Origin of the sequence: Amycolatopsis sp. NPDC058278, from assembly GCF_042881395.1 — a bacterium.
In the GTDB taxonomy this organism is placed as follows: Bacteria; Actinomycetota; Actinomycetes; order Mycobacteriales; family Pseudonocardiaceae; genus Amycolatopsis.
Window position 1 is genome coordinate 1 of sequence record NZ_JBHVXZ010000200.1, and the last position, 11,787, is coordinate 11,787.

At 70.5% G+C, this 11,787-nt stretch carries 12 protein-coding genes; 9 read left to right on the top strand and 3 right to left on the bottom strand.

The window, feature by feature from the left end; genetic code table 11:
- Positions 1 to 40 precede the first annotated feature (40 nt).
- The 8 genes from ACFVYA_RS47625 to ACFVYA_RS47660 all read left to right on the top strand — a co-directional run bounded on the left by ACFVYA_RS47625 (position 41) and on the right by ACFVYA_RS47660 (position 8,077).
- The gene (locus ACFVYA_RS47625; protein WP_387054954.1) at positions 41 to 727 is read left to right on the top strand and encodes a response regulator; all 687 of its coding nucleotides are present in this window, start codon (positions 41 to 43) and stop codon (positions 725 to 727) included.
- A complete protein-coding gene (locus tag ACFVYA_RS47630) occupies positions 724 to 2,106 on the top strand; it encodes an ATP-binding protein (RefSeq protein WP_387054956.1) in 1,383 nt (460 codons plus the stop codon). The genes ACFVYA_RS47625 and ACFVYA_RS47630 overlap by 4 nt, the downstream gene beginning before the upstream one ends.
- A 199-nt stretch (positions 2,107 to 2,305) precedes the next feature.
- On the top strand, positions 2,306 to 3,211 hold the full coding sequence (locus ACFVYA_RS47635; RefSeq protein ID WP_387054958.1) for a LysR family transcriptional regulator: 906 nt from the start codon (positions 2,306 to 2,308) through the stop codon (positions 3,209 to 3,211).
- A 116-nt stretch (positions 3,212 to 3,327) separates the two neighbouring features.
- Positions 3,328 to 4,464 (top strand): CaiB/BaiF CoA transferase family protein, encoded by a 1,137-nt coding sequence (locus ACFVYA_RS47640; protein ID WP_387054960.1) that lies wholly within the window; start codon positions 3,328 to 3,330, stop codon positions 4,462 to 4,464.
- Positions 4,465 to 4,478: 14 nt separating this feature from the next.
- Positions 4,479 to 5,228 (top strand): crotonase/enoyl-CoA hydratase family protein, encoded by a 750-nt coding sequence (locus ACFVYA_RS47645; RefSeq protein WP_387054962.1) that lies wholly within the window; start codon positions 4,479 to 4,481, stop codon positions 5,226 to 5,228.
- A 2-nt stretch (positions 5,229 to 5,230) separates the two neighbouring features.
- Positions 5,231 to 5,977: an acetoacetate decarboxylase gene (locus ACFVYA_RS47650; protein ID WP_387054964.1), complete on the top strand. Its 747-nt coding sequence runs from the start codon at positions 5,231 to 5,233 to the stop codon at positions 5,975 to 5,977.
- A complete protein-coding gene (locus ACFVYA_RS47655; RefSeq protein ID WP_387054966.1) occupies positions 5,974 to 6,885 on the top strand; it encodes a 3-hydroxyacyl-CoA dehydrogenase NAD-binding domain-containing protein in 912 nt (303 codons plus the stop codon). The genes ACFVYA_RS47650 and ACFVYA_RS47655 overlap by 4 nt, the downstream gene beginning before the upstream one ends.
- Before the next feature lies 1 nt (position 6,886).
- Positions 6,887 to 8,077 carry an acyl-CoA dehydrogenase family protein gene (locus tag ACFVYA_RS47660; RefSeq protein ID WP_387054969.1) on the top strand — a complete coding sequence of 397 codons (1,191 nt, stop codon included), beginning with the start codon at positions 6,887 to 6,889 and terminating at the stop codon, positions 8,075 to 8,077.
- Positions 8,078 to 8,080: 3 nt separating this feature from the next.
- Here the strand turns inward: ACFVYA_RS47660 and ACFVYA_RS47665 are convergent, their stop codons facing one another.
- Both ACFVYA_RS47665 and ACFVYA_RS47670 read right to left on the bottom strand, forming a co-directional pair.
- Positions 8,081 to 9,286 carry an LCP family protein gene (locus ACFVYA_RS47665; protein WP_387054971.1) on the bottom strand — a complete coding sequence of 402 codons (1,206 nt, stop codon included), beginning with the start codon at positions 9,284 to 9,286 and terminating at the stop codon, positions 8,081 to 8,083.
- 196 nt (positions 9,287 to 9,482) lie between these two features.
- Complete coding sequence (locus ACFVYA_RS47670) at positions 9,483 to 10,226, bottom strand: SDR family NAD(P)-dependent oxidoreductase (protein WP_387054973.1); 744 nt, start codon at positions 10,224 to 10,226, stop codon at positions 9,483 to 9,485.
- 39 nt (positions 10,227 to 10,265) lie between these two features.
- Here ACFVYA_RS47670 and ACFVYA_RS47675 point away from each other — a divergent pair, with 39 nt between their 5' ends.
- On the top strand, positions 10,266 to 11,294 hold the full coding sequence (locus ACFVYA_RS47675; protein WP_387054975.1) for a sigma-70 family RNA polymerase sigma factor: 1,029 nt from the start codon (positions 10,266 to 10,268) through the stop codon (positions 11,292 to 11,294).
- Between the two features lie 138 nt (positions 11,295 to 11,432).
- On the opposite strand, the gene ACFVYA_RS47680 is transcribed toward ACFVYA_RS47675, so the two are convergent.
- Positions 11,433 to 11,696 (bottom strand): WhiB family transcriptional regulator, encoded by a 264-nt coding sequence (locus ACFVYA_RS47680; protein WP_285993589.1) that lies wholly within the window; start codon positions 11,694 to 11,696, stop codon positions 11,433 to 11,435.
- Positions 11,697 to 11,787 lie beyond the last annotated feature (91 nt).

The window sequence follows — 11,787 nt, forward strand, 5'->3', positions numbered from 1 at the left end:
TAGCGTCTCCCCTCTTAACAGGGCGGAGAGGGGAGCTGGCTTGGGGACACGGGGCCGGGGCCTCGTCCTCGTGGTCGAGGACGAGGCCGCGATCGCCGAGCTGGCGGCGCTCTACCTCAAGCGCGACGGCTTCGGCGTGCACGTCGAGGCCGACGGCGGCCGGGCCCTGGACGCCGTCCGGCGCCTCAAGCCGGTGGCGATCGTGCTCGACATCGGACTGTCCGGAATGGACGGTATCGAGATCTGCAAGGCGTTGCGCGCGGCCGGGGACTGGACGCCGGTGCTGTTCGTCACCGCCCGCGACGACGAGCTCGACCGCCTGCTGGGTCTGGAGATCGGCGCGGACGACTACCTCACGAAGCCGTTCAGCCCGCGCGAGCTGGCGGCCCGGGTCCGCACGGTGCTGCGCCGGGCCTCCGGGGCGACGCCGGCCGCGGAGACGTTCGCCGTGGGCGGCGCGCGCGTCGACGTTCTTTCCCGGCGCGCGTGGGCGGGCGACGTCGAGATTTCCCTGACGTCGACGGAGTTCGACCTCCTCACGCACCTGCTCCGGCACCCGGGGCAGGTGCTTTCGCGCGACCAGCTGCTGAGTGCCGTCTGGGGGTACGCCGCGGCGGCGGGGACGCGCACGGTGGACGTCCACGTGGCTCAGCTGCGGGCGAAACTCGGGGCGTCGAGTCCGATCCGGACGGTGCGGGGCATCGGTTACGCGGCGGATCCGGCGTGAAGTCCCGGGGGACGCTGGCCGGGCGGATCACGCTGGTGTGCCTGGCCGTCGCGGGCATCGCGGTGATCGTGGCGGCGCTGGTCGCGTCCCGGCTGATCCGGACCACGGCCGACAACGTGCTGCAGTCGACGCTGGCCGCGCAGGCCGACGTCGTCGCGTCGCAATTGGACGAAACGGGCATCGGCAACCGGCTGGGCGTCGGCAAGGTGGCCGACGTGGTGCGCGGCCAGGGCATCTCGGTGGTGGTCCGCCGGGCGGGCGGGCAGGCGCTCGGCGACGCCGTCGCGGTCCAGGCCGCCGGGAAGCTCGGGCTGGCGGCGGACCACTCGGGGCGCGTCACGGTGGCGGGGTCGCAGTACCTGGTCGAGACGCGGGTGGTTGGCACGCGCGGGGCGGCGTTCGCGCTGGTCCTGCCCGCGCGGAACGCCCAGGCGACCCAACGGGCGCTGGTGCGCAACATCCTGCTGGCGCTCGGGATCGGGCTGCTGGTGGCCGCCGTTGCCGGGTTCGTCTCGGGCCGGCTGCTGGGCCGTCCGCTGCGCCGGGCCGCTCTCGCCGCGGGATCGCTGCGGGCGGGGCGTCGCGACGTGCGGGTGCCGGTGCAGGGGCCACGCGAGGTGGCGGAGGTGGCCGGGTCGCTGAACTCGCTGGCCGACGCACTGGCCGTCAGCGAGGCGCGGCAGCGGGAGTTCCTGCTGTCGGTGTCGCACGAGCTGCGGACGCCGCTGACCGCCGTGACGGGCTTCGCGGAGGCGATCGCGGACGGCGTCGCCACGGGGCCGGACGCCGTCCGGGCCGGGCAGACGATCCAGCGGGAGGCGGTGCGGCTCGAGCGGCTGGTCACCGACCTGCTGGAGCTGGCCCGCCTGGGCGCGGACGAGTTCCGGCTGGACATCGCGGTGCTGGACCTGGCTTCGCTGGTCCGCGACTGCGCGGAGGTGTGGCAGCTGCGGTGCGGCCGGGAGGACGTCCGGCTGTCGGTTGCGGCGCCGCCGTCCCCGGTCCCGGTGCTGGCGGACGCGCGGCGGTTGCGCCAGGTGGTCGACGGGCTGGCGGAGAACGCCCTGCGCGTCACGCCCTCGGGGGCGCCGATGGTGTTCTCGCTGTCGGTGTCCGATTCGTCGGCTTCGCTGGCGGTCCGCGACGGCGGCCCGGGCCTGGCGCCGGAGGACTACCCGGTGGCGTTCGAGCGAGGGGTCTTGAACGCCCGTTACCGCGACCGCCGTCCGGTCGGCTCCGGCATCGGCCTGGCCCTGGTCCACGCCCTGGTCACCCGTATGGGCGGAACGTTGACGGCGGGCCCGGCCCCCGAAGGCGGCGCGGCGTTCACCCTCACCTTCCCCCTCACCTCGCCGACCGTCCCGCTCCCCCGCCCCTGACCGTGTCGACCCTTCAATCACGAGTGATGACCCTCTGATCACGCGAGTCGTCCGTCCGGGTACGCGGGACTCGCGTGATCGGAGCCGGAACTCGCGTGATCAGAGGCGGGACTCGCGTGATCGGAGGGTCGACTCGCGTGATTGAGCGGACGACACGTGTGATTGGGGGGACGACACGGGTGGGCCGTAGGGTCGGGGGATGGAGATGCTGCACCTGCGCTACTTCGTCGCGGTTGCCGAGGAGCTGAACTTTTCCGCGGCCGCGCGGAAGCTGCACATGGCCGCCTCGCCGCTCAGCCAACGGATCAAGGACCTCGAACACGAGCTCGGGCAGCAGCTGTTCGACCGCAGCACCCACCACGTCACCCTCACCGACGCCGGGGCCGCGTTGCTGCCGCTCGCCCGGGACGTTCTCGAGCAGGTCAGCGCCATTCCGTGGAAGCTCAAGGAAGCCACCGAGCCGCAGCGCAGCACCGTCTTCCTCGGCATGCCCGCCGGGGTGCACCCCGATCTGCGGGACCGCGTCAACGCACTGGCCGAGCGCGTCCGGGAGCACTACGAGCTCAAGCGCTGGCCCGGCACCACCGCCGACCTCGTGCAGGGCGTGCACGACGGGAAGCTGGCCCTCACCCTCGCGCGGCTGCCGGTCACCGATCCCGCGCTGGAACAGCTGGCCGTGATGACCGAACGGCTCGGCGCCGTCGTCCCCGCCGACCTGTTCGCCGGCCGGGACTCGGTCAGCCTGGCCGAGCTCGCCGAATTCCCGTACGTCGCCTCACCAGGGGAAATCGTCCCCGCCTATTTCGACCAGCTCGACCACCAATTGAACGAACTGGGCGTCAAGAAACGCATCCGGCTGACCAACACCGGATACGGCGGAACGTCGGAAATCATCTCCAGCGGCGAAGCTTTTTCCATTTCCATGCTCGACGCCAGGAGCCCGATGCACGGCTACCGGCTCGACAACGTCACCGTGCTGCCCTTCACGGATTTCCGCCCCCAGCTGGACACCGGCCTGCTCTGGCGGCGCGACCGCACCGACGGCGACCTGCATGAACTCGTCGACGCCGCGAAAGAGATCTTCGCCGAGCCGCTCAGCAGCTAGAACAATGGTATGACCACCAGAGTCATACCATTGTTCGTATCATGATCATTCCCTTTCACGCCGAACGCGCCTACGTTCGTAAGTAGAGCAAAACCCCAGGCGCGAAAGGACGAAAGATGACGACCGGACCTCTGGACGGCGTGCGCGTGATCGACCTCTCGACCGTGGTCATGGGCCCGTACGCGGCGCAGATCCTCGGCGACCTCGGCGCCGACGTGATCAAGATCGAGTCGCCCGCGGACACCGTGCGGGTCGGCGAGTACCGCACCACGCCGGGCATGACGGCGCTGAACCTCAACGTCAACCGCAACAAGCGCAGCGTGGCCCTCAACCTCAAGGACGAGACCGAGCGCGAGCAGGCCCTCAAGCTGATCGACACGGCCGACGTGCTGATCACCAACATGCGCCCCGGCGCGCTGGCCCGGCTCGGCCTGAACTACGCCGACGTCGCCGCGCGCAACCCACGCCTGGTCTACGCCCACGCGCAGGGCTTCCGCAGCGACTCCGACCGCGCCGGGAACGCCGCCTACGACGAGACCGTGCAGGCCTCCTCCGGCCTGGTCGACGTGGCCAACCGCGCGCTCGGCGAGCCGGTCTACCTGCCGACGATCATCGGTGACAAGGTCTCGTCGCTGACCATCGCCTACAGCGTGCTCGCCGCGCTGGTGCACCGCGACAAGACCGGCCAGGGCCAGCAGATCGAGATCCCGATGACCGACACGCTGATCGCGTTCAACCTCGTCGAACACCTCGCGGGGCACACCTACGAGCCGGCCGAAGGTCCCACCGGGTTCGCGCTGTCGATGACGAAGGGCCACGCCGCGGTTCGCACCAAGGACGGCCTCGCCTGCGTCATCCCCTACAACCCGCAGAACTTCCGCGACTTCTTCGCCGCGGCCGGGCGCCCCGACCTCGCCGCCGACCCGCGGGTGAACGGCGAAGCCGTCAACCGCGCCGACAACGAGTGGCTGAGCGAGCAGATCGCCGTCTGCGCGCCGGCGCTGACCACCGAGGAGTGGGCCGAGGTGTGTGCCAAGCACAGCATCCCGATGGCCCCGGTGCTGGAGCTGGACACCGCCCACGAAGACCCGTACGTCCGCGACGGCCACCTGCTCGACACCGTCGAGCACCCGAGCGAGGGCACCATCCGCACGGTCGGCATCCCGGTGAAGTTCTCCGCGACGCCCGGTTCGATCCGCCGCCTGGCCCCGCTGGCCGGCCAGGACACCGCCGAAGTCCTCGCGGAACTCTGAAAGAAGCAAGAGTCATGAGTGAAGTACGCACCGAACGGATCGGCAGCACCCTGCTGATCACGATCGACCGGCCTCAAGCGCGCAACGCGGTCAACGCCGCCGTCGCGACCCAGCTGGCCGCCGCCCTCGACGAACTCGAGAGCGACCCCACGCTCCGGGCGGGCGTCCTGACCGGCGCCGAGGACACCTTCAGCGCCGGCATGGACCTCAAGGCCGCGCTGAAGGGCGAGTCGCCGGAGATCCCCGGCCGCGGGTTCGGCGGCCTGACCGAAGCCGAGCTGACCAAGCCGCTGATCGCCGCCGTCGAAGGGTTCGCCATGGGCGGCGGGTTCGAACTGGCCCTGGGCTGCGACCTGATCGTCGCCGCGGAAAACGCCAAGTTCGGCCTTCCGGAAGTCAAGCGCGGCCTGATCGCCGCGGGCGGCGGCGTGATCCGGCTGCCGAAGCGGATCCCGCACCACCTCGCGATGGAGTTCCTGCTCACCGGCGAGCCCGTCACCGGCCGCCGCGCCGGCGAGCTCGGCCTGGTCAACCGCGTGACCGCGGACGGCGACGCTGCCGCGGTCGCCGTCGGACTCGCCGAGAAGCTGGCGGAGAACGCACCCCTCGCCCTCGCCGCCGTCAAGAAGATCGTGCGCGGCTCGGAAGCCGAGGCGTTCGCCGTGCAGCGCGACGAAACCAAGAAGCTGATGCAGTCCGCCGACGTCCGCGAGGGCATGACCGCCTTCGCCGAGCGCCGCGCTCCGAAGTGGACAGGCGAATAACCATGAAGATCGAAGAAGTCCGCCGTCACGTGACGACCCCGCTGACCGCCCCGGCGTTCGCGCCCGTGGTCCCGAGGTTCACCGACCGCGAGTACCTCAACATCGTCTACCGCACCGACGCCGACGCCCTGCGCGCGGTCGTCCCGGAGCCGCTGCAGGTCGAAGAACCGTTGGTGCGCTTCGAAGTCATGAAGATGGGCGACGTCTCCGGCTACGGCCCCTACACCGAATCCGGCCAGGCGATCGAGGTCAGCTTCGACGGCGAGCGCGGCGAGTACCTGCACGCGATGTACCTCGACAACTTCCCGGCCACCGCGTCCGGGCGCGAGGTCAGCGCGTACCCGAAGACCGCGGGAAGCCCGGATCTCTATGTCGACAACGGCGTTCTCGTGGGCACGCTGGACTACGGAACGCTGCGGGTGGCCACCGCGACCATGGGCTACAAGCACCACGCACTGGACGCCCGCGAGGCCGAACGCCAGATCACCGTCCCGACGTTCATGCTCAAGACGATCCCCGGCTACGACGGCGCCCCGCGCGTGCAGGAGCTGGTCCGCACCGAGATCACCGACGTCGTGGTCAAGGAGGCCTACACCGCCCCGGCCCGGCTGCAGCTGTTCCAGCACGTCCTGGCCCCGCTGGCCGACCTGCCGGTGCTGGAGGTCGTCTCCGCCAGCCACATCCTCACCGACCTGACGCTCGCTCCGGTCAAGCCGGTCTTCGACTACTTGAAGGGAGCGCAGTCATGAAGTTCCGCAACGCAGCGGTGATCGGTGCCGGCACCATCGGGCTGTCCTGGACGGCGCTGTTCGCCCACCACGGCCTGACCGTCCGGGTCACCGATCCCCGCCCCGACCTCGCCGAGGCGGTCGCCGACGCGCTGAAGACGTTCGCCCCGCACCTCGGCACGACCGCCGACGAGCTGGCGAGCCACGTGCGGATCGCCGCCGACGTGACCGAAGCCGTCCAGGATGCGGACGTCGTGCAGGAGAACGGCCCCGAGAACGCCGAGTTCAAAAAGGGCCTGTTCGAGCAGCTCGTCGAGGAAGCGCCGAAGCACGCGCTGCTGCTGAGTTCGTCAAGCGCCATCCCCTCGACGGCGTTCACCGGCGAGATCGACGGCAGCCGGGTCCTCATCGGACACCCGTTCAACCCGCCGCACCTGATCCCCCTGGTCGAAGTCGTCCCCGGCGAGCAGACCAGCGAGCACAGCGTCGAAACCGCCGTCGCCTTCTACACCTTCCTCGGCCGCACCCCGGTCGTGGAGCGCAAGGAGATGCCCGGGTTCGTCGGCAACCGGCTGCAGAACGCGCTCAGCCGCGAGGCGATCTACCTCGTCGAGCAGGGCGTCGTGACGCCGGAAGACCTCGACAAGGTGATCACGAATTCGCTCGGCATCCGCTGGGCGACCGTCGGGCCGTTCCTCGGCTCGCACCTCGGTGGCGGCCCCGGCGGCTACCGGCACATGGCCGAGCACATCGGCAAGTCCATGAAGAAGATGTGGGCCGGGCTGGGCACCCCCAGCCAGAGCCCCGAAGAGCAGGAACGGCTCATCGAAGCCGTCGAAAAGGCTTACGGCTCCTCCACGTACTCGGAACTCGCCGAAACGCGCGACCGCAAGCAGCTCGCAGTGCTGAACGCCGTGGAGGAGAACTGACATGGAACCGCTCAACGACAAGCTCATCGCCGACTTCTACGACTTCGAGGCGCTGCTCCCGGACGACGAGCGCAAGCTGCTCGTCAAGGCGCGCGAGTTCATGACCAACGACGTCAAGCCGCTGGTGAACGACAACTGGGAGGCCGGCACCTTCCCGAAGGAACTGATCGGGATGTTCCGCGACTCCGGTCTCGCGGGCCTGCCCTACGAGGGCTACGGCGAGCACAAGCCGGCCGTCAGCCACCTCCTCACCGGCATGATGGCGATGGAGATGAGCCGCACCGACGCGTCCGTCGCGACGTTCTTCGGTGTCCACAACGGACTCGCCATGTACTCGATCTACTCCGGCGGCAGCCAGGAGCAGCGCGACCGCTGGCTCCCCGAGATGGCCGCGATGGACAAGATCGGCGCGTTCGCGATGACCGAGCCGCTCGGCGGCTCCGACGTCGCCGGCGGCATGCGCACCACCGCCAAGCGGGACGGAAACAGCTGGGTCCTCAACGGCGCCAAGAAGTGGATCGGCAACGCGACCTTCGCCGACTACATCGTGGTGTGGGCCCGGGACGTCGACGACAACCACGTCAAGGGCTTCGTCGTCGAGAAGGGCATGCCGGGCTTCGTGCCGGAGAAGATCCAGGGCAAGACGGCGTTCCGGATCGTCGAAAACGCCGAAATCACCCTGACCGACGTCCGCGTGCCGGAGGAGAACCGCCTGCAGGGCATCAACTCCTTCCGCGACGTCGCCGAGATCCTGCGTGCCACCCGCGGCGGCGTGGCCTGGCAGGCGCTGGGCGTGATGATCGGCGCCTACGAAGCCGCACTGGCCTACGCCCAGGAGCGCCGGCAGTTCGGCCGGCCGATCGCCCGCTTCCAGCTGGTGCAGGACCTGCTCGTGAAGAGCCTCGGCAACATCACCGCGTCGTGGGGCATGCTGGTGCAGCTCGCCCGGCTGCAGGACGCGGGGATCTTCAAGGACGAGCACTCGTCGCTGGCCAAGGCGTTCGTCACCTCGCGGATGCGGGAGGTCGTCGCCTGGAGCCGGGAGATCTTCGGCGGCAACGGGATCGTGCTCGGCTACGACGTCGCGCGGTTCTTCGCCGACGCCGAGGCGATCTACTCCTTCGAAGGCACGCGCGAGATGAACACCCTGATCGTCGGCAAGGCGATCACGGGGCAGTCCGCGTTCGTGTGAGACTCAGTTCACGCAGCCGGCGGCCGTACTGGTCGCCGGCTGCTTCGTGTCCGACGCACCCGGGGCCCGGGTACCCGTCGCCGCCACCGGCTTCACGCCGCCGTCCGTGTCGTCGCCCACGGCCTGGACCGCCGCGGTGCTGATCGCCGTGCGGACGAACTGCTGGACCTGCGCCGGGTCGACCTTGACCGCGTCGCCGTCGGACGGCGTCTGCAGCGACAGGCTCTGCACCGGGATGGTGGCGAAGGCGATCGCGCCCGAGGTCATCCCCCGCAGCTGCTGCGCGAAACTCAGGATGTCCCAGCCCTTGTCCAGCACCACCGAGCCCTGCACCGCGCTGACCAGCGAGCCCAGCTTCGACGGGTCGGTGAACGTGCCCGCGCTCAGCACCTTCTTCGCCATCCCGGACAGGAACGCCTGCTGCCGCGCGATGCGGTCGAGGTCGCCGTTGACCAGCCCGTGGCGCTGCCGGACGAAGGCGAGCGCCTGCGCGCCGGACAGCGTCTGCGTCCCGGCCGCGAAATCCGCGCCCGAGTACTTGTCGTGCACCGGCTCCTTGAGGCAGACCTCGACGCCGCCGACGGCCTGTGACAGCGCGTCGAAGCCGGCGAGGTTGATCGCCGCGTAGTGGTTGATGGTCAGCCCGGTGAACTTCTCCACGGTCTGGATCGCCGTCTTCGCGCCCGCCTCGTTCGCCGCCACCTCCAGCTGCGCGCCGGAGAGCCCCTGGGCGCGCAACCCGGACATCGCGGCGTTCTTGCCGCGGCTGTAAGCCGAGTTGATCTTGTGCTTGCCGTACCCGCCCGCGATGTCCACATAGGAATCGCGCGGGATGGAGATCGCGGTGGCCGCCGCGCCGCCGGCCGGGATGTGGACCACGATGATCGTGTCGGTGGTGTCGCCGCCGTCGTCACCCCCACCGGCGTGGAGCGCGTCGAGCACGTTCTGCGGCAACGGGTTGCCGTACGTGTCGGTCCGCGCGTCGATCCCGACGAGCAGGAGGTTCTGGGCGACCTTCAACGGCTCGCCGGGCGGGGTGTCGTCGGTGTCGACCTGGGCGGCCGGCGGGATGACGTCGGCGGTGACGATGCCGTCGTCCAGGGAGCTCAGCTGCGTCCACAGGTAGCCGGTGGCGCCGAGCACCACCGTCGAGACGACGCCGAGCGCGACCCGGCCGCCGATCCGGCGCCCCCGCGACGACAACAGCACGTCTTTCCCCTTGCTTCCCGCCGATGGTTCCCCTCTTCGAGGATCACCGCGTTAGCTGGGAATCAGCTGAGAAAGTTGTCGGAAAGCTGTGACGCTGCCCGATCGGCCGAGCCGGAGCGGGGTTTTGCCACGCACCGTAAGGAAGTGCGTACGCCGACGTGCTGTGGCACCGGCCACAGTGGCGCACGCTATCGCGTCACCGCGGCAGTTTGCGCCAGATCGCGCGCGGCAGCAGGCGCATCACGAAGAAGACCGGACGGAGCAGTCCGGGCACCCAGACGACCCCGCGGCCGCGGCGCAGCGCCGCGACGGTCGCTTCGGCCACCTGGTCGGGGGTGCTGGAGAACGGCGCCGGCGTCATGCCTTCGGTCATCCGGCCGATCACGAAGCCCGGGCGGACGAGCAAGAGGTGGACGCCCGAGCCGTGCAGCGCGTCGGCGAGGCCGCACGCGAAGCCGTCGAGGCCGGCTTTGGCCGAGCCGTAGACGTAGTTCGCGCGGCGCACCCGCACCCCCGCCACCGAGGAGAACACGACCAGCCGGCCGTGCCCCTGCGCACGCAGCAGGTTCGCGGCGTGGGTCAGCACGCCGACCTGGGCGACGTAGTCCGTGTGCACGATCGCGGCGGCGTGGGTGCTGTCCCGTTCGGCACGCGCCTGGTCGCCGAGGATGCCGAAGGCGAGCACGACGGTTTCGAGCGGCCCGTGCTCGGCGGCCACCTTCTCCAGGAAAGGTCCGTGCGCGCCGAGGTCGTCGGCGTCGAACTCGGCCGTCTCCACCGCCTCGGCGCCGGCCGCACGCAGCGCGGCGACCTCCCCGGTCAGGTCCGCGCCCGGCCGCGCGGCCAGCACGAACCGCCGCGTGTCCTCGCTGACCAGGCGTTTCGCCACGGCCAGCCCGATTTCACTGCGTCCGCCCAGCACCAGCACCGTTCCGCTCACGACAACAGTTTCCCCTGCCGGGTGCGCTAGCGTGCCGGGGTGGGTCACGCTCCGGATTTCGAGACGCTCGTCGAACGGCACCGCCGGGAGATCCAGGTGCACTGCTACCGGATGCTCGGGTCCCTGGCCGACGCCGAAGACCTCGCGCAGGAGACGTTCCTGCGCGCGTGGAAGGGCCGCGACGGGTTCGAGGGCCGGGCGAGCGTGCGCACCTGGCTCTACCGGATCGCGACGAACGCGTGCCTCGACGTCCTCGCGCGCCGTCCGCGGCGGGTGCTGCCCGACCAGCTCGGCCCGGCCGGGGAGCCGGCCGGGCCGATCGCGGCCGCCGACCTGCCGTGGCTCGAGCCGTACCCGGACCGGCTGCTCGACGGCGCCGCTCCCGACGACACCGGCGCCGCCGTGGTCGAGCGGGAGACGATCGAGCTGGCCTACCTCGCCGCCGTCCAGCACCTGCCGCCGCGTCAGCGGGCGACGCTGATCCTGCGGGACGTGCTCGGCTGGTCGGCGAAGGAGACGGCGTCACTGCTGGAGACGAGCGTGGCGTCGGCGAACAGCGCGCTGCAGCGGGCTCGGGCGACGCTGCGTGAACGATTGCCCGCGCGGCGTGCAGAGTGGACGGTCGGCGATCCGACGGCCGAGGAAACGGCGCTGCTCAAGCGGTTCATCGCCGCGTACGAAAGCGGCGACCCGGCCGCGGTCGCCCGGCTGCTGCACGAAGACGCCCAAGCGGTCATGCCGCCGTACACGCTGTGGTTCGGCAACCGCGCTTCGATCATCCGGGCGCTCTCGCTCTCGATGGACCCGGCGTCGCCGGACTGCGTCGGGCGGTTCCGGATGCTGCCCGTGCGTGCCAACCGCCAGCCCGCGGTGGCCACTTACCTGCGGCGCCCGGATGAGCACGAGCACCGGTGGTTCGGGGTCACCCTCCTCACGATCGAGGGCGGGTTGATCACGGCGATGGCGGCGTTCGAGTCGCTCACGGCGGCGGTGTGGGGCTTGCCGGAGACGTGGCCGGAAGCGCCCGATGACCACTGGTATCCGGGAAAGATGCAAAGTCGCGCATAGATATCGCGCACAAAAAAAGCCCGGGTGGGTGATTCGCGGAGAATCACCCACCCGGGCGCGCACACGGCCGGAATCGATTTTCTTCCGGATTCGGTGGTTGTGCTCGAGGCCGCCGGGAAGAGGTCACCGGGCGGCGCGTCAGGCCGCTCGGTGCCGCTCCGGCGCGGTGCGCACCAGCCGGCGGCGTTCGACCGCGGTGATGCCGCCGAAGACGCCGTGGTCAAGACCGTTGTCGAGCGCGTAGCCGAGGCATTCGGCGCGCACGGGGCAGCGCGCGCACACGGCCTTCGCCTGCGCCGTCTGCCGGGCGCCGGGGCCGACCTCGGAGATCGGGAAGAACAGTTCCGGGTCCTCGTCCTTGCAGGCCGCGAGTTCCGCCCAGCCCGTCATCGTGGCTTCCATTTCCTTCGTTCACCTCCCTACTACTCTTACTGCTTCTTTCCGGGGGCTCCGGGTGGCGGAGCCCCCGGCCGGGGCGAAGCCCCGTGTGTTA

Coding starts and splice junctions, on each gene's coding strand:
- ACFVYA_RS47635 (WP_387054958.1), top strand. CDS start 2,306: ATGGAGATGCTGCACCTGCGCTACTTCGTCGCGGTTGCCGAGGAGCTG.
- ACFVYA_RS47640 (WP_387054960.1), top strand. CDS start 3,328: ATGACGACCGGACCTCTGGACGGCGTGCGCGTGATCGACCTCTCGACC.
- ACFVYA_RS47645 (WP_387054962.1), top strand. CDS start 4,479: ATGAGTGAAGTACGCACCGAACGGATCGGCAGCACCCTGCTGATCACG.
- ACFVYA_RS47650 (WP_387054964.1), top strand. CDS start 5,231: ATGAAGATCGAAGAAGTCCGCCGTCACGTGACGACCCCGCTGACCGCC.
- ACFVYA_RS47655 (WP_387054966.1), top strand. CDS start 5,974: ATGAAGTTCCGCAACGCAGCGGTGATCGGTGCCGGCACCATCGGGCTG.
- ACFVYA_RS47660 (WP_387054969.1), top strand. CDS start 6,887: ATGGAACCGCTCAACGACAAGCTCATCGCCGACTTCTACGACTTCGAG.
- ACFVYA_RS47680 (WP_285993589.1), bottom strand. CDS start 11,696: ATGGAAGCCACGATGACGGGCTGGGCGGAACTCGCGGCCTGCAAGGAC.